General features: G+C 39.0%; 23 protein-coding genes and 1 tRNA gene. 20 read left to right on the top strand and 4 right to left on the bottom strand.

Translation table 11 applies throughout. The annotated features are described in order from the left end of the window. Nucleotides 1–320 precede the first annotated feature (320 nt). The 10 genes from greA to RRU92_RS09535 all read left to right on the top strand — a co-directional run bounded on the left by greA (nucleotide 321) and on the right by RRU92_RS09535 (nucleotide 8853). Nucleotides 321–803 (top strand): transcription elongation factor GreA, encoded by a 483-nt coding sequence (gene greA, locus RRU92_RS09580; protein WP_315639624.1) that lies wholly within the window; start codon nucleotides 321–323, stop codon nucleotides 801–803. Nucleotides 804–885: 82 nt separating this feature from the next. Further along, nucleotides 886–2259: an amino acid permease gene (locus tag RRU92_RS09575; RefSeq protein ID WP_315639623.1), complete on the top strand. Its 1374-nt coding sequence runs from the start codon at nucleotides 886–888 to the stop codon at nucleotides 2257–2259. Nucleotides 2260–2357: 98 nt separating this feature from the next. Beyond that, nucleotides 2358–2768, top strand: coding sequence for a GNAT family N-acetyltransferase (locus RRU92_RS09570; RefSeq protein ID WP_315639622.1), 411 nt, complete (start codon nucleotides 2358–2360; stop codon nucleotides 2766–2768). Nucleotides 2769–3150: 382 nt separating this feature from the next. Next, nucleotides 3151–3996, top strand: a complete 846-nt coding sequence (locus tag RRU92_RS09565) for an ABC transporter ATP-binding protein (protein WP_023943222.1) — start codon at nucleotides 3151–3153, stop codon at nucleotides 3994–3996. A 15-nt stretch (nucleotides 3997–4011) separates the two neighbouring features. After that, nucleotides 4012–4740 carry a hypothetical protein gene (locus tag RRU92_RS09560; protein ID WP_315639621.1) on the top strand — a complete coding sequence of 243 codons (729 nt, stop codon included), beginning with the start codon at nucleotides 4012–4014 and terminating at the stop codon, nucleotides 4738–4740. Between the two features lie 379 nt (nucleotides 4741–5119). Further along, entirely contained in the window at nucleotides 5120–5329 is a 210-nt protein-coding gene (locus tag RRU92_RS09555) for a helix-turn-helix transcriptional regulator (RefSeq protein ID WP_001107500.1), read from the top strand. Further along, nucleotides 5319–5807, top strand: coding sequence for a DUF6773 family protein (locus RRU92_RS09550; RefSeq protein WP_023943216.1), 489 nt, complete (start codon nucleotides 5319–5321; stop codon nucleotides 5805–5807). Before RRU92_RS09555 ends, RRU92_RS09550 begins: the two co-directional genes overlap by 11 nt. Nucleotides 5808–5922: 115 nt before the next feature. Beyond that, a complete protein-coding gene (locus RRU92_RS09545) occupies nucleotides 5923–7383 on the top strand; it encodes a nicotinate phosphoribosyltransferase (protein WP_023943214.1) in 1461 nt (486 codons plus the stop codon). After that, nucleotides 7380–8204: an ammonia-dependent NAD(+) synthetase gene (gene nadE, locus RRU92_RS09540; RefSeq protein ID WP_315639618.1), complete on the top strand. Its 825-nt coding sequence runs from the start codon at nucleotides 7380–7382 to the stop codon at nucleotides 8202–8204. Before RRU92_RS09545 ends, nadE begins: the two co-directional genes overlap by 4 nt. Nucleotides 8205–8310: 106 nt before the next feature. After that, nucleotides 8311–8853, top strand: a complete 543-nt coding sequence (locus RRU92_RS09535) for a GNAT family N-acetyltransferase (protein ID WP_315639617.1) — start codon at nucleotides 8311–8313, stop codon at nucleotides 8851–8853. Between the two features lie 45 nt (nucleotides 8854–8898). Here RRU92_RS09535 and RRU92_RS09530 read toward each other — a convergent pair whose 3' ends face one another. The 4 genes from RRU92_RS09530 to RRU92_RS09515 form a co-directional block, all read right to left on the bottom strand. Continuing rightward, nucleotides 8899–9981, bottom strand: a complete 1083-nt coding sequence (locus RRU92_RS09530) for a Xaa-Pro peptidase family protein (RefSeq protein ID WP_315639614.1) — start codon at nucleotides 9979–9981, stop codon at nucleotides 8899–8901. A gap of 115 nt (nucleotides 9982–10096) precedes the next feature. After that, nucleotides 10097–10879, bottom strand: coding sequence for a lipid II isoglutaminyl synthase subunit GatD (gene gatD / locus RRU92_RS09525; RefSeq protein ID WP_248035991.1), 783 nt, complete (start codon nucleotides 10877–10879; stop codon nucleotides 10097–10099). Then, on the bottom strand, nucleotides 10879–12222 hold the full coding sequence (gene murT / locus RRU92_RS09520) for a lipid II isoglutaminyl synthase subunit MurT (protein ID WP_315639609.1): 1344 nt from the start codon (nucleotides 12220–12222) through the stop codon (nucleotides 10879–10881). The genes gatD and murT overlap by 1 nt, the downstream gene beginning before the upstream one ends. Nucleotides 12223–12309: 87 nt before the next feature. Continuing rightward, a complete protein-coding gene (locus RRU92_RS09515) occupies nucleotides 12310–13626 on the bottom strand; it encodes an FAD-containing oxidoreductase (RefSeq protein WP_315639607.1) in 1317 nt (438 codons plus the stop codon). 341 nt (nucleotides 13627–13967) lie between these two features. On the opposite strand from RRU92_RS09515, the gene RRU92_RS09510 reads away from it, so the two are divergent. The 10 genes from RRU92_RS09510 (at nucleotide 13968) to RRU92_RS09465 (ending at nucleotide 23916) form a co-directional block, all read left to right on the top strand. Beyond that, the gene (locus RRU92_RS09510) at nucleotides 13968–15545 is read left to right on the top strand and encodes a DEAD/DEAH box helicase (RefSeq protein ID WP_315639605.1); all 1578 of its coding nucleotides are present in this window, start codon (nucleotides 13968–13970) and stop codon (nucleotides 15543–15545) included. A gap of 270 nt (nucleotides 15546–15815) precedes the next feature. After that, entirely contained in the window at nucleotides 15816–16604 is a 789-nt protein-coding gene (gene codY, locus RRU92_RS09505; protein ID WP_075232172.1) for a GTP-sensing pleiotropic transcriptional regulator CodY, read from the top strand. After that, a complete protein-coding gene (locus RRU92_RS09500) occupies nucleotides 16604–17179 on the top strand; it encodes an isochorismatase family cysteine hydrolase (protein ID WP_315639603.1) in 576 nt (191 codons plus the stop codon). Before codY ends, RRU92_RS09500 begins: the two co-directional genes overlap by 1 nt. 81 nt (nucleotides 17180–17260) lie before the next feature. Beyond that, nucleotides 17261–17346 (top strand) — tRNA-Leu (locus tag RRU92_RS09495). A gap of 132 nt (nucleotides 17347–17478) precedes the next feature. Further along, nucleotides 17479–18756, top strand: a complete 1278-nt coding sequence (locus RRU92_RS09490) for an ABC transporter permease (protein ID WP_315639601.1) — start codon at nucleotides 17479–17481, stop codon at nucleotides 18754–18756. Between the two features lie 13 nt (nucleotides 18757–18769). Next, nucleotides 18770–19417, top strand: coding sequence for an ABC transporter ATP-binding subunit Vex2 (gene vex2, locus RRU92_RS09485; RefSeq protein WP_315639600.1), 648 nt, complete (start codon nucleotides 18770–18772; stop codon nucleotides 19415–19417). 47 nt (nucleotides 19418–19464) lie between these two features. Then, a complete protein-coding gene (gene vex3, locus RRU92_RS09480; protein ID WP_315639599.1) occupies nucleotides 19465–20844 on the top strand; it encodes an ABC transporter permease subunit Vex3 in 1380 nt (459 codons plus the stop codon). Between the two features lie 70 nt (nucleotides 20845–20914). After that, nucleotides 20915–21571, top strand: coding sequence for a response regulator transcription factor VncR (gene vncR / locus RRU92_RS09475; protein ID WP_315639598.1), 657 nt, complete (start codon nucleotides 20915–20917; stop codon nucleotides 21569–21571). Continuing rightward, the gene (gene vncS, locus RRU92_RS09470; RefSeq protein ID WP_315639597.1) at nucleotides 21568–22890 is read left to right on the top strand and encodes a sensor histidine kinase VncS; all 1323 of its coding nucleotides are present in this window, start codon (nucleotides 21568–21570) and stop codon (nucleotides 22888–22890) included. The genes vncR and vncS overlap by 4 nt, the downstream gene beginning before the upstream one ends. 144 nt (nucleotides 22891–23034) lie before the next feature. Continuing rightward, the gene (locus RRU92_RS09465) at nucleotides 23035–23916 is read left to right on the top strand and encodes a class II fructose-bisphosphate aldolase (protein WP_001019005.1); all 882 of its coding nucleotides are present in this window, start codon (nucleotides 23035–23037) and stop codon (nucleotides 23914–23916) included. The last annotated feature ends 483 nt before the right edge of the window (nucleotides 23917–24399 follow it).

The following is a 24399-nucleotide window of genomic DNA, read 5'->3' as shown; positions in this document are numbered from 1 at the left end:
GTGTAGAAGAGAAACTCTCTTTTTACGGGAATAGCAAGTCACACCAGTCTTTCCGCTATGATTAGAAACGCCTGAAATTCACAAGTTTTAGGCGTTCGGAAATTACGAAAGTAAAAACCTACCTCTTATTTGAACCTGAGTCTAGCAGTGATAGAATCATTCGGTTTAGGCACAGATTTTAAAAGGTCGATACTGACTAAAATCATTTAAGGAAAGCTTTAAAAAGACTTTGTCTTCATTGTAAAATTATGTGGTTTACCACATAATTTTGCTTTACTACCTAAAGAAATTTAAATTTAATCAAAAGAAAGTTGAGAAAAATGGCAGAAAAAACATATCCGATGACCCTTGAAGAAAAGGAAAAACTCGAAAAAGAATTAGAAGAGTTGAAACTAGTTCGTCGTCCAGAAGTTGTAGAACGCATCAAGATTGCGCGTTCATACGGTGACTTGTCAGAAAATAGTGAGTATGAAGCAGCTAAGGACGAGCAAGCCTTCGTTGAAGGACAAATCTCTAGCTTGGAAACAAAAATCCGTTATGCTGAGATTGTCAATAGCGATGCAGTTGCTCAAGATGAAGTTGCTATCGGGAAAACAGTCACTATCCAAGAAATTGGTGAAGACGACGAAGAAGTATATATCATCGTGGGATCAGCGGGTGCAGATGCCTTTGCAGGTAAAGTATCAAATGAAAGCCCAATTGGGCAAGCCTTGATTGGTAAGAAAACAGGTGATACTGTTACGATTGAAACACCTGTAGGAAGCTATGATGTTAAAATCTTAAAAGTAGAAAAAACAGTTTAATAGGAATGAAAAGAAGGAGTAGATATGGGGAAAGCGCTTCCTATCACTCCTTTTCTTCATTCTAAAAACTAGAGGAGACTATATGAATTCAGAAAATAAGCACAAAAAGAAAAATAAAATGGAACGTGGGTTAACCAATCGCCATGTTCAGGTTATGGCGATTGCAGGAACAATTGGAACAGGACTTTTTCTAGGAGCTGGACGTTCAATTAGTTTGACAGGTCCGTCAATCGTCTTGGTCTATATGATTACAGGTGGCTTTATGTATCTTATGATGCGTGCTATCGGGGAAATGTTGTACCAAGATCCGGAGCAACATACCTTTATCAACTTTATCACCCGTTATCTAGGTCAGGGTTGGGGTTACTTCTCAGTCTGGTCTTACTGGCTCTCAGTAGTCTTTATCGGTATGGCTGAGATTACAGCTATTGCTCACTATGTTCAGTTTTGGTTTCCATCCTGGTCATCTTGGTTGATTCAGGTTGTATTTCTGACAATACTCGGCTTGGTGAACTTGATTGCCGTTAAAATCTTTGGTGAAGTAGAATTTTGGTTTGCTATGATCAAAATCGTGGCCATTCTCGCTATGATTGCAACAGGGGTCTTTCTTGTTTTGACTGGCTTTGAAACTCCATATGGTTCAGCAAGTCTCGCTAATATTAGTGAGCAGTTCTCACTTTTCCCAAATGGTGCTATGAACTTTGTCATGGCCTTCCAGATGGTTTTCTTTGCATACTTAATGATTGAATTTATCGGTGTTACCACATCTGAAACCAAGGAGCCTCGAAAAGTATTGCCTAAGGCTGTTAAGGAAATTCCCTTGCGAATTATCTTTTTCTACGGTGGAGCTCTCTTAGCAATCATGTCTATTATTCCTTGGCGTGAGCTTTCTGCAGCGGATTCACCATTTGTAACGGTATTTGAACTTGTTGGTCTTAAGTGGGCGGCAGCTTTAATTAACTTTGTAGTTTTGACTTCAGCTGCATCAGCCTTGAATTCAACCCTTTACTCAACAGGTCGTCATTTGTACCAAATTGCCCATGATTCACCAAATCGTTTCTTGAAAGCTATTAAGGCAGATACACTCTCACGTCACAACGTTCCTCAGAATGCTATCATTGCTTCTGCAGTATTGATTGGTTTTGCAGCCTTCATCAATGTTCTTCCAGGCGTATCAGATGCCTTTGCTTTGATTACAGCTTCTTCATCAGGTGTTTACATCGCCATCTACATCTTGATCATGGTAGCCCATCTCAAATATCGTAAGTCTAAAGACTTTATGTCAGATGGCTATCTCATGCCTCGATATCGCTTGCTAAATCCTCTAACTATGCTATTCTTTATCTTTGTATTTGGAACTCTCTTCTTACAAGAATCGACTGTAATGGGAGCTAGGGGTTCAGCGATCTGGATTGTCGCTTTTGGTATTTATAGCCAATGGAAATTTAGAAAATAAGTTATATTCTCATCAACTCAGGTTGGTGAGTTTTTTAGTTTGACAGTTCTTTAAAATAGGAATATAATCAAGGCGTAAGTGTCTTTGAGGAGGTTTTGATGCACATTAGATTGGAGAATACAGAGTCTCAGAAAGCGCAAAAAATCGGAGAGTTGGTTCGCTCTTATAATCGTTCCAAAAGGGAAGCAGCTGAAAGTGAGTCACTTAATCTGTATATCGAAGATGAACATGGTCGACTCCTGGCTGGCTTAGTAGCAGAGACTTTCGGAAATTGGCTAGAAATCGAGTATTTATTTGTGAAAGAGGAGTTGCGAGGACAAGGAATCGGCTCCCAACTATTGCAACAAGCAGAAAGTGAAGCTAAGAATCGAAACTGTCGTTTTGCTTTTGTCAATACCTACCAGTTTCAAGCTCCTGATTTTTATAAAAGGCATGGCTACAAGGAAGTCTTTAGGTTACAAGACTATCCCTACATTGGGCAAAGATATTATTACCAAAAGGATTTGTAAGGAGAATATGAAAGCATAAATCAAAGAGGGGGGCTTGACATAAGTATGAAGTAGATTCTCGATAAATACCAGTTAAATCCTACACATTGTGTCTTTCTAGGTGATATTGAGGACAATACAATTGCAGCTGAGAAATTGGGAATCAAGTCTTATCAGGTTAAGAAAAGAAGTGATGTCGTCGATATTTTGAAACCCTATATTTAAACTTAACACTCTCTATTTTTTATGGTAGAGAGTTTTTTGTTAATAAAATTTTACAAAATGACATTTATATATTGCATTAAGTTAGATATATGATATAATGTTGTTAAAAAGAGGCGCAACTTTTTAAAATTAATGAGAATCAAAGAGAAAACCAAGAATATTAATGGAGGAATAAAAAATGGAAGTTATAAATGTAAGTAAGCATTATGGTCATTCAACCATTCTCAAAGATATAAATTTCGCACTTAACAAGGGTGAAATTGTTGGTCTAGTAGGGAGAAACGGAGTTGGTAAGAGTACGTTGATGAAAATTCTTGTTCAGAATAATCAACCGACTTCAGGGAATATTATAAGTAGTGATAATGTTGGGTATTTAATCGAAGAACCAAAATTATTTTTATCTAAAACAGGTTTAGAGAATTTAAAATATTTGTCAAACTTATATGGTGTTGACTACAATCAAGAAAGATTTGGAAGTTTGATCCAAGAGTTAGATTCGACTCAGTCTATTAATAAAAAAGTAAAGACCTATTCTTTGGGTACAAAACAAAAATTAGCTTTGCTTCTAACTCTTGTTACGGAACCTGATATATTGATTTTAGATGAACCGACTAATGGTTTAGATATTGAATCATCACAAATAGTTTTAGCGGTTCTAAAAAATTTAGCTTTACATGAAAATGTTGGAATTTTAATATCGAGTCATAAATTAGAAGATATTGAAGAAATTTGTGAGAGGGTTCTTTTCTTGGAGAACGGGCTTTTGACATTTCAAAAAGTAGGAAAAGATAGTCATAATTGCTTGTTTGAGATAGCTTTTTCATCAGCTACAGATAGAGACATTTTCATTACCAAACAAGAATTTGGGGATATTGTTCAGGAAGAGGGACTGAGAATTACTATGTCTGGGAATATTCAAAGTAGTGAGCTTTTTAAATTTTTTAACGAAAACTCTATTAAAGTAGTTGATTTTGAAACTAAAAAAGAAACGCTTAAAGATATTTATCTAAATCGTTCAAAATAAAGGAAGGTTATAATCATGAAATTAAATAAATTGAATTTTCTTAAGGAAAATATAAGAGATTTATATTCATCAGGCGTAATATATCTCGGTTTGCTTATCTCGTTTATACCGCCGATATTGGTTACATTCTTTATTCTAAATACTCAAGGGACATTGCTTGGTATTAAGCATATTTCAAACTTTTATGCTATGCTCGGTATGTTAATGGCTGTTATACATGCTAACCGAGTCATTAGTAGAGATTTTTCCCACAATACGGTAAGTTTGTTTTATAATCAACAGAAAAATCGGATGATTTATGTCTTGTCTAATTTTCTATATGCCATCTCAGTTTCCATTATTTATGCTTTGAATGGCATTGTGCTACTAGTCATCGTAAGTAAATTGGGTGTTCCAGGTGATTTAGGATTAGATTTTATAGCAGTCATTGTAGTCAATACAATTTTGTTAGTCCTATTTTATTTTCTATTATCTTACATTTTCTATTTATACAAATTGAAAAGTGGCTTGGTATTTGGTATTTTAGTAGCTTTACTACTCTTTGTCCCTAATATATTAAATACGATTATGATGAATACTAGTAATGATTTGTTTATCAAAGCAATTGAACTTCTTCCTTTTTATTCCTTACCTGTATTTGTTGCTTCAAATACGATGTCTATTAGTCAGTATCTTGTGGTAATCACTACAATCATTTTATTGTACTTTTTCACTCTCAAGAAAAGCAAGAAGTATTCATTTTAGTTTCATTTAGTATTATTTTACAGACTTAAAATCCAGCAAAAAATCAGTCATCTTGGTATGCTCCTGCTCTTGTTGTGTACACGTTTTTGTCTTATGCTAGACTCATTTCCAAAAGCATTATATAATAGTGATATGAAATCAACTAAATAAGAAATATAAGCAATCAAAACTCGTTTAAAAGACCCTACTAAAGCTAATACTAAACAAAAAATCAAATAGCAAACTAGGAAGTTTATTTCAAACAATCCAACATACTGATTTTAGGCTGAAGATAATATTGGAGTGCTAATTAATGAGGTTATAATAAATAGCTGACAGCTTGTGTTGGTTTTGGATTTTTTAAGAGTAGATGAGTATTAAAACTATAAGGAGGACGCAGGTGGCTAAAAATTTAAAATTGAAATTAGCTCGTGTAGAGCTTGATTTAACTCAAGGTCAACTGGCAGAGGCTGTGGGGGTGACGCGCCAGACTATTGGTTTGATAGAGGCGGGAAAATACAATCCCAGTCTCTCGCTTTGCCAGTCTATTTGCAGATGTTTAGGAAAAACCCTAGACCAACTATTTTGGGAGGAAGAAGATGGTAAATAAATTCATTCATTATCAATTACTTGACGAAAGAGAAGAACAACTAATCAATAAAGCTGGGGCAGAGTCTTTTTCACTCTTTATTGGGCTTGTACTTCTAAGCTATTTAGTAGCAGTGTTATCTCCATCTCTTTTTAATCCGAATTTTCTAGTGTATACTCTGATAGTAGGAATTTTCTTCTTTTTCAATCGTGCCCGTTATCTGGGAGTAACCTACTATAGTCGTTTTCATTTTACGATTTTGGGTTGTTTTTTCTTAACCTTGGCTATTACGGCTCTTTTGATGTTACAGAATTATCAATTCAACATAGAAGTTTATCAGCACAATCCTTTGAACGTTAAATACCTATCTGCTTGGGCAATTACTTATGTTATTTATCTTCCCTGGGTCTTTATTGGCAATCTTGGTCTTAAGAGCTATGGCGAATGGGCTCAGAAAAAATTTGAGCAAGACATGGATGAACTGGAGAGTGGAGAATAGCTTGTTACTCTTTTCTCAATCCAGATAAAATGTGATATAATAGTACTAATTTATTGGAATACATGAAAGTTCTTGAAAATTTTCATGGGTTTCTAGCTAAGGAAGTAGGAAAAGTATGTATCCAGATGATAGTTTGACATTGCACACGGACTTGTACCAGATTAACATGATGCAGGTTTACTTTGACCAAGGAATTCACAATAAAAAGGCGGTCTTTGAGGTTTATTTCCGCCAACAGCCTTTTAAGAATGGCTATGCGGTTTTTGCAGGTTTGGAAAGAATTGTGAATTATCTTGAAGACTTGCGTTTTTCAGATAGTGATATTGCCTATTTGGAGTCTCTAGGCTATCATGGAGCATTCTTGGATTACCTTCGCAATTTCCAGTTGGAGTTGACCGTTCGTTCTGCCCAAGAAGGGGATTTGGTTTTTGCCAATGAACCGATTGTGCAGGTGGAAGGTCCTCTAGCCCAATGTCAGTTGGTCGAAACGGCTCTTTTGAACATCGTCAACTACCAGACCTTGGTGGCGACTAAGGCAGCTCGTATTCGTTCGGTCATCGAAGATGAACCCTTGATGGAGTTTGGGACACGTCGGGCTCAAGAAATGGATGCGGCTATCTGGGGAACACGCGCAGCGGTGATTGGTGGAGCCAATGGAACCAGCAACGTGCGCGCTGGTAAACTCTTTGACATTCCTGTTTTGGGAACCCATGCCCATGCTTTGGTTCAGGTTTATGGAAATGACTATGAAGCTTTCAAGGCTTATGCTGCGACCCATAAAAATTGCGTCTTTCTTGTGGATACCTATGATACCCTTCGCATTGGGGTACCAGCTGCCATTCAGGTGGCGCGTGAGCTGGGTGATCAGATTAACTTTATGGGTGTGCGGATTGACTCTGGGGATATCGCCTACATTTCCAAGAAAGTCCGTCAGCAATTGGACGAGGCTGGATTTACAGAGGCTAAGATTTATGCTTCTAATGATTTGGACGAAAATACCATCCTCAACCTTAAGATGCAAAAGGCCAAGATTGATGTCTGGGGTGTGGGAACCAAGCTGATTACAGCTTATGACCAGCCCGCTCTTGGGGCAGTTTATAAGATTGTTGCCATCGAAGATGAAAATGGGAACATACGCAATACAATCAAGCTGTCTAATAATGCCGAAAAAGTGTCTACGCCAGGTAAGAAGCAGGTGTGGCGCATTACCAGTCGTGAAAAAGGCAAGTCAGAAGGTGACTACATCACTTATGACGGTGTGGATGTGAGTGACATGACAGAAATCAAGATGTTCCATCCGACTTATACATACATCAAGAAGACGGTTCGTAATTTTGACGCTGTTCCTCTCTTAGTGGATATCTTCAAAGACGGAAAATTGATTTACAACCTGCCTAGCTTGACTGAGATTCAGGCTTATGCTCGTAAGGAATTTGACAAGCTTTGGGATGAATACAAACGTGTTCTGAACCCACAACATTACCCTGTCGACTTGGCTCGTGATGTATGGCAAGACAAGATGGACTTGATTGATAAAATGCGTAAGGAAGCTCTAGGTGAAGGAGAAGAAGAATGAGTTTGCAAGAGACCATTATCCAACAACTGGGTGTTAAACCAGTCATTGATGCCCAGGAAGAAATCCGTCGTTCGATTGACTTTTTGAAAAGATACTTGAAAAAACATCCTTTTTTAAAGACATTTGTCTTAGGAATTTCTGGGGGACAGGACTCGACTTTAGCTGGTCGCCTTGCCCAACTAGCTATGGAAGAAATGCGAGCTGAAACTGGTGATGATTCTTATAAATTTATAGCGGTTCGCCTGCCTTATGGAATTCAAGCAGATGAGGATGACGCGCAAAAAGCACTAGCTTTTATCCAGCCAGATGTGAGTTTGGTGGTCAATATCAAAGATTCTGTAGATGCAATGGCAGCGGCAGTAGAGGCTACTGGTAGTCCAATGTCAGACTTTAATAAAGGGAATATCAAGGCTAGAAGCCGGATGATTGCCCAATATGCACTCGCAGGAGCTCATAGTGGAGCAGTTATTGGTACTGACCATGCTGCAGAAAATGTCACAGGTTTCTTTACCAAATTTGGTGACGGCGGTGCAGATATTCTTCCTCTCTATCGCCTCAATAAACGTCAAGGAAAACAACTCTTGCAGGAACTTGGAGCTGATCCAGCCCTCTATGAGAAAGTACCAATCGCAGACCTAGAAGAAGAGAAACCAGGATTGGCAGATGAAGTAGCCTTGGGAGTCACTTACAATGAAATCGATGATTACCTCGAAGGTAAGCAAGTAAGCCAAGAAGCCCAAGCAACCATTGAAAAATGGTGGTATAAAGGCCAACACAAACGCCACTTACCAATCACAGTGTTTGATACGTTTTGGGAGTAAAAATCTCCAGTGGAGGTTTTTACCCCGAGTCTTGAAACAGGAGAACGAGGCAGGTCCGGGGGACTTTTTTAGCCCGAGCCTGAAAATAAAAAAGCGAGGTTGAATTATGAAATCCATAGGTACAAAGACATTACATACTGAACGGTTGCTATTGCGACGCTTTTGTGAAACTGATGCTCAAGCCATGTTTGAAAATTGGGCTTCTAGTCTAGATAATCTAACCTATGTTACTTGGGATCCTCATCCAAATGTTGATTTTACAAAGAACTCAATAAGAACTTGGGTAGCATCCTATGACAATCCAAATTACTACAAATGGGCCATTAGTCTCAAAGAAAATCCAGAATATGTCATTGGAGATATTAGTCTGGTCAGTGTGGATGAAGAAAACTCTAGCTGTGAGATTGGATATATCTTAGGGATGGACTACTGGGGACGAGGACTCATGACAGAAGCCTTGAAGGCAGTTTTATCATACTGTCTAGATGAGATTGGATTTGAAGAGGTTGATGCTTGCTATGTAAGTCTAAACCCAGCATCTGGTCGTGTTATGGAAAAGGCGGGTATGACTTGTTGGAAGACGATCCCAAATGCAGTTGAACGAAAAGGTTATATAGCTGATAAAATTTATTATCAAATCAAAAAATAAGATGGAAAGTTAAGCTTTTCCATCTTATTTTTTATAAAATATTTTTTAATCAAAGTAAAGCAAATCTTTGCTGGTACTTGTAAAGAGGTCAAAGCCGTCTTTGGTTACAACACCGCAGTCTTCGATGCGGACACCGACTTTACCAGGGATATAGATACCAGGCTCAACTGAGAAGCACATACCTTCTTCGATAATCATGTTGTTTCCTTCCATGATTGAAGGGAATTCGTGGACATCCATACCGATACCATGACCGAGACGGTGGTTGAAGTACTCACCATAACCTGCTTTTTCGATAACTTCACGGGCAGCACGGTCTACTTCATGCGCAGTGACACCAGGTTTGATAAAATCAAGGGCAGCTTGTTGGGCTTCAAGAGTCAAGTTGTAAATGTCTTTCTTGAATTGGTCAGGTTTACCAACAGCGACTGTACGAGTCATATCTGATGCATAACCATTCACCATTACACCGAGGTCAAAGAGGAGAAGGGCATTGTTTTCAACCTTGTTAGCTCCAGGAATACCGTGTGGATTTGCAGCGTTATCACCTGTCAAAACCATAGTATCAAAACTCATCTCATAGCCTTCGCGTTTCATGGCAAAATCAATCTGTGCAATGATATCAGTTTCCGTATTATCAAGAGAGATATTGTCAAAACCAACTTTAACAGACTTGTCTGCATAGACACCTGCTACCATCATCTTTTGTACTTCGTCAGCTGATTTGATCAAGCGCATGCGTTGGATTAATGGAGTTAAGTTCTCAAACTCAGCAGTTTCAAAGACAGATTTCAAACCGTGGTATTTAGTTAAGATGAGATTATCAAACTCAACTGCGACACGTTTGAAATCAATCTGTGGTAAGGCGTTTTGGATTTTTTTCCAAGGGTTTTCAGAGTCCACATAACCAACGACTGGAAAAGAGACAGTGCTAGTTGCGCGCTCAACTTCAAGAGCTGGAACAAAGAGGAGTGGTTCCTGGTCAGCAAGGACAAAGAGGAACATTTGGCGTTCGTGTGGATCACTGTAAAAACCAGTGAGGTAATTGATAGTGACGGGGTCAGATACGACTGCGACGTCTAACTTTTCAGATTCGAGATATGTTACAATTTGTTGTAATTTAGACATATGTTACCTTCTTTCTACCCCTCTATTTTTGCAAAAAATAGTAGAAAATGCAAGGGAGAAGGGGAAAAGAGCTTAAAAAAATTCCAACAGCCGATGGCATGCTGGAATAGGAAGTTTAGTTGAATTCTGCCTTACTTTTCACATCGCTGTATTCTTCAGCGACTTCTTGATTGAGAATGTCCTCGTAAGCCGGAAGGACAAGATCCTGACCGTATTTCTTTTTGAGGGCAAGGGTTACTAAGCGATAGGCTAAGTTTGCATTACGGGATAAAATAGGTCCGTGGAAATAAGAACCGAAAACATTTCTATAGTGAACACCTTCACCGATTTTTTCTTCATTATTTCCATTTCCGTAAACAACCTGACCGAGCGGTTTTTGGTCATCTGAGAGGAAGGTACGGCCTTGATGATTTTCAAAACCATAATAGGTTTCATCGAATTCTTCATTATGAATTTTAATGTCACCGATAAAGCGGTTGTTGGTTTGGTTGAGTGTGTAGTGTCCCATGACACCTAGACCTTCGATACGTCTTCCAGAAGCTTCGATATAGTATTGACCCAGTAATTGGAAACCGCCACAGATAGCTAGGACGACACCATCATTTTGGATAAAGTTGCCAATGCTTTCTTTTTTAGCAGGCAAATCACCAGCAATGATGCTTTGTTCAAAGTCTTGACCACCGCCGAAAAAGGCGATGTCGTAGTGATTTTCATCGAAATCATCGTGGAGAGAAACGATGTCAACTGTAACATGAGCACCCAGCTTTTCAGCTACATACTTGAGCATAAGGATATTCCCGTTATCTCCGTAGGTATTCATGAGGTTACCATAGAGGTGGGCGATATTTAGCTGGTAAGGATAGTTGCCGTCTTTTGAGGAAAGTGAAGTATAAACCATTAGTTCATCTCCTTTCTAACAAGCTGACGATTGGCTAGTAGTTCTCGGAATTCCAGCATAGCAGTATAAGTCGCAAGGATATAAGCATGTTTGCAGTCTTGGGCTTCAATCGTTTTAAGAACTTGTTCCAGACTACTTGTTTCAGTGATTTTATCAGCTGGATAACCAGTTACTCGAAGACGACGAGCGATTTCAGAATGACGAACGCCACCGGCGTTGATTTCTGGGATATCCATGTCAGTTATCTGTTCAAAATCCGCATCCCAGATCCAGCTGGTATCAATACCGTCAGCATAGTTAGCATTGAGAAGAACAGATAGACTAAATGGGTAAGGAGCTAGCTTAATCATTTCAATAGCTTGTGTAGCACCGACAGGATTCTTGATGAGAACCAGTGTGCATTCCTTGTCACCGATATGGAAGGTTTCTTGTCGTCCAAAAACTGCGCGACTCTTGTCAAATCCTTGCTTGATTAGTTGTGGCTCAGCTCCGAGGAAGCGGGCAATAGCGACAGCAGCCAGAGCATTGTAGATATTGTAGAGTCCGCCAATTTGAATACCGTATTCTTGGCCGTCGATGACAAAGCGAGAGCGATTGTTTGTTAACTCAACCAATTCTGTCAGACGGTAATCCAAGTTAGGACGCTTGCATCCACAATTTTCACAGATGTAGGCACCCAAGTTGGCATAGGTATTGAGCTCGTACTTAAGAATGCTATGACATTCAGGGCAGAGAATACCTTCAGTATTGTAGTGAGCAAGTTGCGCTGGACCTTTTTCTAGATCAAAACCAAAATACTGAACAGGATTTGAAATTACAGGCTTGTAGAAAAGCGGACTATCACCGTTTAGCAGAACAGTAGCAGTAGGAACTTTTCGAATAGCATCCAAAATCATGTTATAGGTCGTATAGATCTCACCGTATCGGTCCATCTGATCGCGGAAAATATTGGTGATAACGAAAAGACTAGGATGGATGTAGTCACAGATATGTGAGAGACTAGCTTCGTCGATTTCAAGAACTGCAATATTTTTTCCAGTTTTTGAAGATTTTGCAGTCAAGAAAGTAGTCGTGATTCCTGTTATCATGTTGGCACCACTAGGATTAGTTAAAACTTGACCATAAATTTCCTTTAGGATACCGACAGTGAGAGCGGTTGTCAAGGTTTTTCCATTGGTTCCAGTTACCACAACAATCTCGTAATTCTTTGCTAAATGTTGTAAAATATCTTTATCAAATTGGAGGGCAAGTTTCCCTGGGAGCGTACTTCCACGTCCGAGACGACTCAAAATAAAGTGAGAAGAACGTCCAGCAAGGAGCCCAAAAGTAGTTTTTAATTTCATGTTTCTATTATATCATAAAAGCTGAAAAAGACAGATTTGAGATTTTAGAAAAAGAAAAACAGCCCAAGGAGGGCTGCCTGAATTAACTTAAATCGCAAACAAGTCATTCAAGTTCTCAGCCAAGGTTGGGTGAGTGAAGATTTGTTTTGTGAAGTAAGTGTATGGGATTTTGTTGTCCATAGCAACAGTAATGATATTGATGATTTCTTGTGATCCTTCTGAAAAGATAGTTGCACCTAGAATTTCTTTAGTTTCAGTGTTGACAATAGCTTTGAATGCTCCACGAAGGTCTCCGTTTACGTGACCACGAGGCATAGCAGCGACAGGGATTTCCTTAACAGCGTATGGAAGTTTCAAATCAGCTGCTTGGCTTTCAGTCAAACCAACTTGTGAAAGTGCTGGTGTGATAAACATGGTGTTTGGTACATTGAGACGGTCTTCAAGTGTGTAGCTGCCATCACCAGCAAGGTAGCTGTAGACAACACGGAAGTCATCAAGTGAAATGTAAGTAAATTGAAGGCCACCGTTGACATCTCCAACTGCAAAGACACCAGGAACGTTTGTTTGACAATGTTTGTCTACTTTAATAGCGCCACGTTCAGTAAGTTCAATATCTGTATTTTCAAGTTGAAGTGGTTCAACATTTGGTTTACGTCCTGTTGCATAGAGAAGGGCATCGAAACGATAGGTTTCATTTTCAGTCACAACAAGAACTTGGTCACCATCGTTTTTGATTTCAGTAGTATGGATGTTTTGAAGTAATTCGATGCCGTCTTCTTCCATGTATTGTTTAGCAAGAGCTGCGATGGAAGGTTCTGCACGAGGTAAGAAAGTGTCCATTGCATCTAAGACTGTTACCTTGCTTCCGAGTTTATTGTAGAGACCAGCAAACTCAAGACCGATATTACCACCACCAAGAATTCCAAGTTTTTCTGGTAATTGTTCCAAGTTTTGGATACCTGTTGAGTCAAAGACATTCTTACTAGTCGCAAGACCTGGAATTGGCAAAACGTTTGAAATAGCACCAGTGTTGATAACAATTGTTTCAGCTGTTAGTTCTTGTTTTTCGTCACCTGCTTGAATTTCGATTACCTTGTTTGAAACAAAGTGAGCTTCGGCATCAATGATATCAACTCCAGTACCAGCGATCGTAGCGTAGTTTTTACCATTGAGACGACTGGTAATCGTATTTTTTGTTGCCATAACCTCGTCAAATGACAAGTCCTTTTCTGCAGCAACTAACAAGGTTTTGGTTGGAATACAACCGATGTTGATACAAGTTCCACCGTACATAGCCTTGTTGCGCTCGATAAGGGCAACTTTTTTTCCAGCAGAAGCCAGCTTAGCAGCCAGAGTTTTACCTGCCTTACCAAATCCAATAACAATTAAATCGTATGTTAACATTTTTAAATCCTCCTGTTTGATTTCATTCTAGCACAAGAAAAAATTTTTTTCACAATTCTGCTACGGGAAAAAATTTTGGACTAATTTAGTCTCACGAAAGCTTTTGAGAATCAAGTTCAAAAAATAGAAAAATCGTTTACATGATTTTCTCAGAGGGTTTGACTATCTTTTACTCATGTCTTGTGTTATACTAGATAAGTTGCAAAGAAAGCAGTACTTTTCTTTAGTGGAAAAGAAGCAACACGATCTTTCATAGAAGATATGAAAATACGTCATGAAAAGAAAAGTATAAACTAAGCGCTATAGGGTGGCTTCGCACCACCTTTAGAAAGAAGAAAAACGTGAAATTTAATGAATTTAACTTGTCTGCTGACCTTTTAGCAGAAGTCGATAAAGCAGGATTTGTGGAAGCAAGTCCTATCCAAGAGCAAACTATTCCTTTGGCTCTTGAAGGAAAAGATGTTATCGGACAAGCCCAAACTGGTACAGGAAAAACTGCTGCCTTTGGCTTGCCAACCCTTGAAAAGATTCGTACAGAAGAAGAAACCATTCAAGCTTTGGTCATTGCACCAACCCGTGAACTAGCTGTGCAAAGTCAGGAAGAACTCTTCCGCTTTGGTCGAAGCAAGGGTGTAAAAGTCCGTTCTGTTTATGGTGGTTCAAGTATTGAAAAACAAATCAAGGCTCTTAAATCTGGTGCCCATATCGTGGTGGGAACACCAGGAAGACTTCTTGACCTGATTAAACGAAAGGCTTTGAAATTGCAGGACATTGAAACTCTCATCCTTGACGAAGCAGATGAGATGCTCAACATGGGATTCCTTGAAGACATCGAAGCCATCATCTCTCGTGTACCGGAAAATCGTCAAACTTTGCTCTTTTCAGCAACTATGCCAGATGCTATCAAACGTATTGGTGTTCAGTTCATGAATGAACCTGAGCATGTGAAGATTGCTGCTAAAGAATTAACAACAGAACTGGTAGACCAGTACTATATCCGGGTCAAGGAACAAGAAAAATTTGACACCATGACTCGTCTTATGGATGTTGATCAACCTGAGTTGTCAATCGTTTTTGGTCGTACAAAACGTCGTGTAGACGAGTTAACTCGTGGGCTTAAAATCCGTGGTTTCCGTGCAGAAGGTATTCATGGAGATTTGGATCAAAACAAACGTCTTCGTGTCCTTCGTGATTTTAAAAACGGTAATCTGGATGTTCTAGTTGCGACGGACGTTGCAGCGCGTGGCTTGGATATTTCAGGTGTGACCCATGTCTACAACTACGATATTCCACAAGATCCTGAAAGTTATGTTCACCGTATCGGGCGTACAGGTCGTGCTGGTAAGTCAGGTCAGTCTATTACCTTCGTTTCACCTAATGAAATGGGTTACCTCCAAATCATCGAGAACTTGACAAAGAAACGCATGAAAGGTCTCAAACCTGCAAGTGCAGAAGAAGCCTTCCAAGCTAAAAAGCATGTTGCACTTAAGAAAATTGAACGTGACTTTGCCGATGAGACTGTTCGTGGTAACTTTGATAAATTCGCAAAAGATGCCCGTAAATTGGCAGCTGAATTCAGCCCAGAAGAATTGGCAATGTACATCCTAAGTTTGACAGTTCAGGATCCAGATAGTCTTCCAGAAGTTGAAATTGCGCGTGAGAAACCACTGCCATTTAAACCATCAGGTAATGGCTTCGGTGGTAAAGGTAAGGGAGGTCGTCGTGGAGATGACCGTCGTGATCGTGAACGCCGTCGTGACAATCGTCGTGGTGAACGTCGGGATGATTTCAAAAAAGGCAGTCGCAAAAACGACCGCTTCGATAAGGAAAAACGTTACCGTAAGGACAACAAAAAACCTCGCACAACATCTAGCGAAAAGAAAACAGGCTTCGTTATTCGTAACAAGGGTGATAAATAATAAAAAAAGCGGTTCACTGTGGTGGATCGCTTTTATATATAAGGAGACCGAGAGTTACGTAAAAATCAATACTAGAAGTGATATCTATATATTTGTTATCTTGTAATATTATATTATCAAAAAACGAGGGACCTGTCAACAAGAAAATTGAAAAAAATATAAAAAATTGCAAATGTAAGAGAATTGCAATTCAATAAACAATTTTCAGATAATTATTGAAATAATGATCAATTTATGGTATAATGGAAGCGATTAAATACGAGGTGAAAAATGGCACATTTATTAGAAAAAACGAGAAAAATTACGTCTATCCTGAAGCGTGCGGAGGAGAAATTACAAGATGATCTTCCATATAATGCCATCACACGCCAATTAGCGGATATTATTGATTGCAACGCTTGTATTGTTAACAGCAAGGGGCGCCTCCTTGGCTATTTTATGCGTTACAAAACCAATACAGATCGCGTAGAGCAGTTCTTCCAAACTAAGATTTTCCCGGATGACTATGTACAAGGTGCAAACATGATTTACGATACAGAAGCAAATCTGACTGTAGATCACGAATTAAGCATCTTTCCAGTTGAGAGTCGTTCTGATTTTCCAGAAGGTTTGACAACAATTGCTCCAATCCATGTTTCTGGGATTCGTTTGGGTTCTTTGATTATTTGGCGAAATGACAAGAAATTCGAAGATGAGGATTTGATTCTTGTTGAGATTGCTAGTACGGTGGTTGGTATTCAGCTTTTGAACTTCCAACGTGAAGAAGACGAGAAAAATATCCGTCGTCGTACAGCCGTAACGATGGCAGTCAACACTCTTTCTTACTCTGAGTTACGAGCAGTGTCAGCTATTTTGAGTGAATTGAATGGCAATGAAGGACAGTTAACTGCGTCAGTCATTGCAGACCGTATCGGTATTACGCGTTCTGTGATTGTCAATGCCCTTCGAAAACTCGAATCAGCAGGAATTATTGAAAGTCGTTCACTGGGGATGAAGGGAACTTATCTTAAGGTCTTGATTCCAGACATCTTTGAAGAAGTGAAAAAGAGGGACTATTAATGGCTAAGGCTTTAATTTCGATTGACTATACAGAAGATTTTGTAGCGGAACATGGAAAATTGACAGCTGGAGCTCCCGCTCAAGCTATATCAGAAGCGATCAATCAGGTGACTAGATTAGCATTTGACCGTGGAGATTATATTTTCTTTACCATTGATGCTCATGAGGAAAATGATGTCTTTCATCCAGAAAGTAAACTATTTCCCCCTCATAATCTGATTGGGACTAGCGGGCGTAATCTATATGGTAAGTTAGCCGAGTTCTATCAGGAATATGCTGGCGATAGTCGTGTTTTCTGGATGGACAAACGTCACTATTCGGCTTTTTCTGGCACTGATTTAGATATTCGTTTGAGAGAGCGTCGCGTGGATACAGTCATCTTAACAGGTGTTCTGACAGATATCTGTGTATTGCATACGGCTATCGATGCCTATAATCTGGGTTATCAGATAGAAGTTGTCAAGCCAGCAGTCGCATCCATTTGGCCTGAAAACCATCAGTTTGCACTTGGACATTTTAAGAATACATTAGGAGTGGAACTCCTTGATGAAAACCTAGTTGAAATCAAAGAATAATGTATTCAAAAAAAATGAAAAAAATCTGAAAAAAGTGTTGACAAAGTTTGTGAAAGTTGATATACTAGTAAAGTAATCGACGCGGGGATGGCGGAATTGGCAGACGCGCAGGACTAAGGATCCTGTGACCGCTTTAGGTCGTGAGGGTTCAAGTCCCTCTCTCCGCATAGGAAAAGAGTTAGCTTCGGCTAGCTCTTTATTTTTATATAAACAAGGGCAAAGATTTTGCTCTTTTTTGTGATTTCATAAACATTTCATATTTGAATATTATAATGGTTTTACAAATATGGAGGTGCTATATGAATCCCACTCGAAGAGCTTGGGCTTACGTCAGCAGAAAACGACTGAGAAGTCTCATATTATTCTTGATTCTATTTGTCTTATTGGCTGGAATATCGGCTTGTTTGACGCTCATGAAGTCCAACAAAACAGTAGAAAATAATCTCTATCGCTCACTGAATACGTCTTTTTCTATTAAAAGAATAGAAGCAGATCAGACTTTTCAACTGTCTCAACTAGATGACCTTAAAAAGATAAAGGGTCTTGAGGAGATTTCCCCAGAGCTTGAAACAATAGCTAAGTTGACTGACAAAGAAGTCGTTACTGGAGAACAAAGTATTCAAAGGGATGATTTGACAGAGGCTGAAAAAAATCTCATCAGTTTGATAGCTTTAGAAGATTCCTCTAAGGATGTCTCCTTTACTAGCTCTGCCTTTACCCTTAAAGAAGGAAGGCATTTAGAAAAAGGAGATAGTCAGAAAATCTTAGTCCACGAGGAATTGGCTAAGAAGAATAACTTAAAACTTGGGGATAAGATTAGTTTAAATCCTGGTCAAGTTGAAGGAAATAGTGGACAAAGGCTAGACTATGAAATCGTAGGTATTTTCTCAGGTAAGAAGCAAGAGAAATTTACCGGTCTCTCATCAGACTTTAGTGAAAACACGATCTATACAGACTACGAAAGTAGCCAAACTCTTCTTGGAAATAAGGAAGCTCAAGTTACTGCCGCTCGTTTCTATCTAGAAAATCCAAAAGATATGGATAGTATCATCCAAGAGGTTGAAAAGTTATCCCTAGAAACTAAAGGTTATCAAGTCGAAAAGGAAAATAAGGCTTTTGAACAAATCAAGGATTCAGTTTCGACCTTCCAAACCTTCCTACAGATTTTCCTCTATGGCATTATGATTGCTGGTGTAGGAGCGCTGATCTTGGTCTTGTCACTTTGGTTACGAGAGCGAGTCTACGAGGTTGGTATTTTATTGGCACTAGGTAAGGGAAAAGGAGCAATCTTTAGCCAATTCTGCCTGGAAGTCATCATAGTTTCATTGGCATCTATTCTGCCGGCATTTGTGGCTGGGAATGCCATTACTTCCTATCTCTTGAAGACTGTACTAGCAAGTGGTGACCAAGCTGCACTACAAGATACGCTAGCAAAAGCAACGAACCTTTCAACAAGTCTTCTATCATTTGGAGAATCTTATATCTTCCTACTTATCATCAGCTGCTTGTCAGTTGCACTTTGTTTCCTATTTTTATTTAGAAAATCACCGAAAGAAATTTTATCATCCATCAGTTAATAAAGGAGAAATCATGACTTTACTACAATTACAAGATCTTACTTATCGTTACAAGAACACTGCAGAAGCTGTATTATATAAAATCAATTACGATTTTGAACCAGGCAAGTTTTATAGTATTATCGGAGAATCAGGAGCTGGGAAGTCAACACTCTTGTCTCTCTTAGCAGGACTTGATAGCCCAGTCGAAGGAGCTATCCTATTCGAAGGCAAGGATATTCGTGAACAAGAATATTCTTATCATCGCATGCACCATATCTCGCTAGTTTTTCAAAACTATAACCTCATTGATTATCTTTCTCCATTAGAAAATATCCGCTTGGTTAATAAAAAGGCCAGTAAGGAGACTCTTCTTGAACTTGGTTTAGATGAAAGTCAAATCAAGCGGAATGTTCTCCAATTATCAGGTGGGCAGCAACAACGGGTTGCCATTGCTCGTAGTCTTGTATCGGAAGCACCAGTGATTTTAGCAGATGAACCAACAGGGAACTTGGATCCTAAGACTGCTGGAGATATCATCGATTTGCTCAAATCTCTCGCTGAGAAAACAGGCAAGTGTGTGATCGTTGTAACCCACAGTAAGGAAGTGGCACAAGCATCAGATATTACACTTGAATTGAAGGATAAGAAACTGACTGAAATAAGAACAAACAGTAACTAAAACTTTTAAACATATTAAAAACGGAAGTAAATCTAGAAAGGAATCTTATGTTACACAACGCATTTGCCTATGTCACAAGAAAATTTTTTAAGTCGCTTGTGATCTTTCTTATCATTCTCTTGATGGCTAGTTTGAGTTTGGTCGGCTTATCTATCAAGGGTGCGACAGCCAAGGCTTCTCAAGAAACCTTTAAAAATATCACCAATAGTTTCTCCATGCAAATCAACCGTAGGGTCAATCAAGGAACTCCACGTGGTGCTGGGAATATCAAGGGTGAAGATATCAAAAAAATTACCGAGAACAAGGCCATTGAATCCTACATCAAACGGATTAATGCTATCGGTGATTTGACAGGCTATGAACTTATTGAAACGCCTGAAACCAAGAAAAATCTAACTGCAGATCGTGCTCAACGTTTTGGAAGTAGCTTGATGATAACAGGAGTTAATGATTCGGCTAAAGAAGACAAGTTTGTGTCAGGCTCTTACAAACTGGTCGAAGGTGAGCATTTAACAAACGATGACAGATACCAGATTCTCATGCACAAAGACTTGGCTGCTAAACATGGCTGGAAAGTTGGCGACAAGGTCAAACTGAACTCCAATATCTACGATGCAGATAATGAAAAAGGTGCCAAGGAAACAGTAGAAGTAACGATCAAAGGACTTTTTGATGGACACAACAAATCTGCTGTAACCTACTCACAAGAACTTTATGAGAATACAGCTATCACAGATATTCACACAGCAGCCCAACTCTATGGTTATACAGAAGATACAGCTATTTATGGAGATGCTACCTTCTTTGTAGCTGGAGATAAGAACCTAGATACTGTTATGCAAGAACTAGGGTCGATCAACGGTATCAACTGGAAGATGTATAGCTTGATTAAGAGTTCATCTAACTATCCTGCCCTCGAACAATCTATCTCAGGCATGTACAAGATGGCTAATCTTCTCTTCTGGGGTAGCTTGAGCTTCTCTGTTCTTCTACTTGCTCTCTTACTGACACTATGGATTAACGCCCGTCGTAAAGAGGTTGGAATTCTCCTTTCAATTGGTCTAAAACAAGCAAGTATTCTAGGACAATTTATCACAGAAGCAGTTATGATTGCAATTCCAGCACTAATTTCAGCTTATTTCCTAGCCAACTATACTGCTCGTACTATTGGAAATACAGTTCTTGCAAATGTCACATCAGATGTGGCTAAACAGGCAAGTAAGGCAGCCCAAGCCTCTAATCTTGGTGGTGGTGCAGAAGTCGACGGCTTTAGCAAGACACTTTCAAGTCTGGATATTTCCATTCAACCTTCTGACTTTGCCATCATCTTTGTACTTGGCTTAGTTCTAGTGGTACTAGTTATGGCACTTGCTTCAAGCAATCTCCTCTTTAAACAACCAAAAGAACTCTTGTTGGATAGTGAATAAAAAACCTGCTACCTATTCTCAGTCAAATGAGATATAATATAGGTAGCATTTTTGATAGAAAAGGATTTATATGAAAATTCTAATTGTAGAAGATGAAGACATGATCCGCGAGGGGATTAGTGACTATTTGACGGATTGCGGCTATGAAACCATTCAGGCAGCAGATGGCCTTGAGGCCTTAGAACAATTTTCGAATCACCAAGTTGCCTTGATTCTCTTGGACATTCAAATGCCGAAACTCAATGGTTTAGAGGTTTTGTCAGAAATCCGTAAAAGCAGCCAAGTTCCGGTCTTGATGTTGACAGCCTTTCAGGACGAAGAATATAAGATGAGTGCCTTTGCTGCATTAGCAGATGGTTATTTGGAAAAGCCTTTTTCTCTATCGTTGTTAAAAGTACGAGTGGATGCCATCTTTAAACGTTATTATGATACTGGTCGTATTTTTACCTATAGAGACACCCAGGTAGACTTTGACAGCTATAGTGCCAAAGTGGCTGGTCAAGAAGTTGCAGTAAATGCAAAAGAGCTGGAAATTTTAGATTATCTGGTAAAAAATGAAGGTCGAGCCTTAACACGGTCGCAGATTATCGATGCTGTATGGAAGATGACAGATGAGGTTCCTTTTGACAGAGTGATCGATGTCTATATCAAGGAACTACGGAAAAAATTGGATTTAGACTGTATTCTTACCGTGCGCAATGTTGGTTATAAATTGGAGAGAAAATGAGACGTTCAGGTTTATTTAAAAAAATTTTTCTCTATACCTTCTCGGTATTTTCTACCTTGGTCATTTGTTTGCATTTGGCCATCTATTTCCTCTTTCCATCAACCTATCTCAGTCACCGTCAGGAGAGCATAGGGCTCAAGGCTACAGAAATTGCCCAGTCCCTCCAAGGAAAGGACAGTCAAGCTATTCAGGAAGTCCTTGAACTTTATTCAAAAAGCAGTGATATTAAGGGAGCTGTTAAGGGAGAGATGACTCAGGATAAGTTGGAAGTCAATGATAATCTTCCCATTGATAAACAACGACAGACGGCTTCCTTGGTAATTGAGGAAAGAGAAGTTCAAACTAAGGATGGTCAGACCATGACCTTACAGTTTTTAGCTTCTATGGATTTGCAGAAAGAAGCAGAAGACATCAGTCTTCAATTTCTGCCTTATACTTTATTAGCGTCTTTCATCATTTCGCTCCTCATCGCCTTTATCTATGCTAGAACCATTGTTGCTCCTATTTTGGAAATCAAACGAGTGACTCGACGGATGATGGATTTGGATGCAGAAGTGAGGTTGCGCGTGGATTCTAAGGATGAAATTGGCGATCTCAAAGAACAAATCAATAGCCTTTATCAGCATCTCTTGACGGTCATTGCAGACTTGCATGAAAAGAACGAGGCCATCCTCCAGCTGGAAAAGATGAAGGTTGAGTTTTTGCGAGGTGCTTCCCACGAACTGAAAACACCTCTAGCTAGTCTAAAGATTCTTCTGGAGAATATGAAAGCCAATATTGGACGCTATAAAGATCGGGACCATTATCTGGGAGTTTCTTTGGGTATCGTGGATGATTTGACTCACCATGTCCAGCAAATCTTATCTCTTTCTTCAGTGCAAGAATTGCGAGATAAGAAGGAAGAAATCAACCTTCTTGATATGACCAATCTTCTATTGAAGGACTATGACTTGTTAGCCAAGGAGAGAAAAATCTCAGTAGAGAACCAGCTAACTGATCAGCACGTTTATCTAAATCCTTCAGTACTCAAGCTGATTCTTTCAAATCTTATCAGTAATGCTGTGAAACACTCTGTTCAAGGTGGTTATTTAAAAATTGGTGAAAAGAATGGTTGGATGTTTATTGAGAACGCCTGTACACCTGAGGAGCAGGATAAATTTGAACAGTCCTTCACGGCTTCTAATCGACAAAGTAAGGGAGCTGGATTGGGACTCTTCGTAGTTAAAAGTTTATTAGAAAATGAAGAAATCGACTATCGTTTCGAAAGATATAACGACCACTTGGCATTTTACATGAACCTGCCTCAGAACAAGGATTAGACCAAGTGGGAAAAGGTTTACATATCTAAAAATAGAAGAAATTCAATCGAAACTACGGGAAAAACTAGCTTTTTTTGCTAAAAAGTGATAAAATGAACAATGTAAATGGGATGTCCCATAAAAATATACAGGAGGCCTGATAAAATGGCAATCGTTTCAGCAGAAAAATTTGTCCAAGCAGCTCGTGACAACGGTTATGCAGTTGGTGGATTTAACACAAACAACCTTGAGTGGACTCAAGCCATCTTGCGCGCAGCAGAAGCTAAAAAAGCTCCAGTTTTGATCCAAACTTCAATGGGTGCTGCTAAATACATGGGTGGTTATAAAGTTGCTCGCAACTTGATCGCTAACCTTGTTGAATCAATGGGTATCACTGTACCAGTAGCTATCCACCTTGACCACGGTCACTACGAAGATGCACTTGAGTGTATTCAAGTTGGTTATACTTCAGTAATGTTTGACGGTTCACACCTTCCAGTTGAAGAAAACCTTGAAAAAGCTCGTAAAGTTGTAGAATTTGCTCATGCAAATGGTGTATCAGTAGAAGCTGAAGTTGGAACTATCGGTGGTGAAGAAGACGGAATCATCGGTGATGGCGAATTGGCTCCAATCGAAGACGCTAAAGCAATGGTTGCAACTGGTATCGACTTCTTGGCAGCTGGTATCGGTAACATCCACGGTCCTTACCCTGCAAACTGGAAAGGTCTTCACCTTGACCACTTGCAAAAATTGACTGAAGCTGTACCAGGATTCCCAATCGTATTGCACGGTGGATCAGGTATTCCTGATGACCAAATCCAAGCAGCTATCAAACTTGGTGTTGCTAAAGTTAACGTTAATACTGAATGCCAAATCGCATTCGCTAACGCAACTCGTAAATTTGCTCGTGACTACGAAGCAAACGAGGCAGAATACGACAAGAAAAAACTCTTCGACCCACGTAAATTCTTGGCTGACGGTGTAAAAGCTATCCAAGCATCAGTTGAAGAACGTATCGACGTATTCGGTTCAGAAGGTAAAGCTTAATCTAGCTTAACCATATAAAACAGAAACCTGCCTGTGAAGGTGGGTTTTTTTCAATTTAATGTTTTATAGACTTGTGAGAATAAATGTAAATCAAAGATGTTGATAAACAAGTCTTTAAAATCAGAAAAACGTATATTATCAGGTGGTAAAAAACTTGATAATATGCGTTTCATTTTGGGAATATTCACTAACTTATATGGTAGATTTAATTTTTTATCTAACCTACTTCATATGACTAACAAAGTCAACTTGAAGAACTGCCTTAAATTTTATATAAAACTGATAAAGTCAGTAACCTAGTTACATCAAGGATGCATCGACCTAATTTGAATCATATTTTTATCAGATATATAGTGTAATGAAATAAAATCTGAACAAATTGACTAGGAAAATCAAATCAATTTCTAGTAATATTTTAGAAGCCAGACTGTACTATTGTTTATTCAACACACTATAAAATTGAAGTGTCAACAGAAAAATGCT

The organism is Streptococcus sp. DTU_2020_1001019_1_SI_AUS_MUR_006 (assembly GCF_032340315.1).
Classification (GTDB): Bacteria; Bacillota; Bacilli; order Lactobacillales; family Streptococcaceae; genus Streptococcus.
Note: the sequence above shows the minus strand (reverse complement) of the source record. Positions and strands in the feature narration are given on the sequence as shown.

Coding starts and splice junctions, on each gene's coding strand:
- vncS (WP_315639597.1), top strand. CDS start 21,568: ATGAGACGTTCAGGTTTATTTAAAAAAATTTTTCTCTATACCTTCTCG.
- nadE (WP_315639618.1), top strand. CDS start 7,380: ATGAGTTTGCAAGAGACCATTATCCAACAACTGGGTGTTAAACCAGTC.
- RRU92_RS09500 (WP_315639603.1), top strand. CDS start 16,604: ATGGCTAAGGCTTTAATTTCGATTGACTATACAGAAGATTTTGTAGCG.
- vex2 (WP_315639600.1), top strand. CDS start 18,770: ATGACTTTACTACAATTACAAGATCTTACTTATCGTTACAAGAACACT.
- RRU92_RS09570 (WP_315639622.1), top strand. CDS start 2,358: ATGCACATTAGATTGGAGAATACAGAGTCTCAGAAAGCGCAAAAAATC.
- RRU92_RS09490 (WP_315639601.1), top strand. CDS start 17,479: ATGAATCCCACTCGAAGAGCTTGGGCTTACGTCAGCAGAAAACGACTG.
- RRU92_RS09465 (WP_001019005.1), top strand. CDS start 23,035: ATGGCAATCGTTTCAGCAGAAAAATTTGTCCAAGCAGCTCGTGACAAC.
- RRU92_RS09560 (WP_315639621.1), top strand. CDS start 4,012: ATGAAATTAAATAAATTGAATTTTCTTAAGGAAAATATAAGAGATTTA.
- RRU92_RS09535 (WP_315639617.1), top strand. CDS start 8,311: ATGAAATCCATAGGTACAAAGACATTACATACTGAACGGTTGCTATTG.
- RRU92_RS09515 (WP_315639607.1), bottom strand. CDS start 13,626: ATGTTAACATACGATTTAATTGTTATTGGATTTGGTAAGGCAGGTAAA.
- RRU92_RS09550 (WP_023943216.1), top strand. CDS start 5,319: ATGGTAAATAAATTCATTCATTATCAATTACTTGACGAAAGAGAAGAA.
- RRU92_RS09545 (WP_023943214.1), top strand. CDS start 5,923: ATGTATCCAGATGATAGTTTGACATTGCACACGGACTTGTACCAGATT.
- greA (WP_315639624.1), top strand. CDS start 321: ATGGCAGAAAAAACATATCCGATGACCCTTGAAGAAAAGGAAAAACTC.
- gatD (WP_248035991.1), bottom strand. CDS start 10,879: ATGGTTTATACTTCACTTTCCTCAAAAGACGGCAACTATCCTTACCAG.
- RRU92_RS09530 (WP_315639614.1), bottom strand. CDS start 9,981: ATGTCTAAATTACAACAAATTGTAACATATCTCGAATCTGAAAAGTTA.
- vex3 (WP_315639599.1), top strand. CDS start 19,465: ATGTTACACAACGCATTTGCCTATGTCACAAGAAAATTTTTTAAGTCG.
- murT (WP_315639609.1), bottom strand. CDS start 12,222: ATGAAATTAAAAACTACTTTTGGGCTCCTTGCTGGACGTTCTTCTCAC.
- RRU92_RS09565 (WP_023943222.1), top strand. CDS start 3,151: ATGGAAGTTATAAATGTAAGTAAGCATTATGGTCATTCAACCATTCTC.
- codY (WP_075232172.1), top strand. CDS start 15,816: ATGGCACATTTATTAGAAAAAACGAGAAAAATTACGTCTATCCTGAAG.
- vncR (WP_315639598.1), top strand. CDS start 20,915: ATGAAAATTCTAATTGTAGAAGATGAAGACATGATCCGCGAGGGGATT.
- RRU92_RS09575 (WP_315639623.1), top strand. CDS start 886: ATGAATTCAGAAAATAAGCACAAAAAGAAAAATAAAATGGAACGTGGG.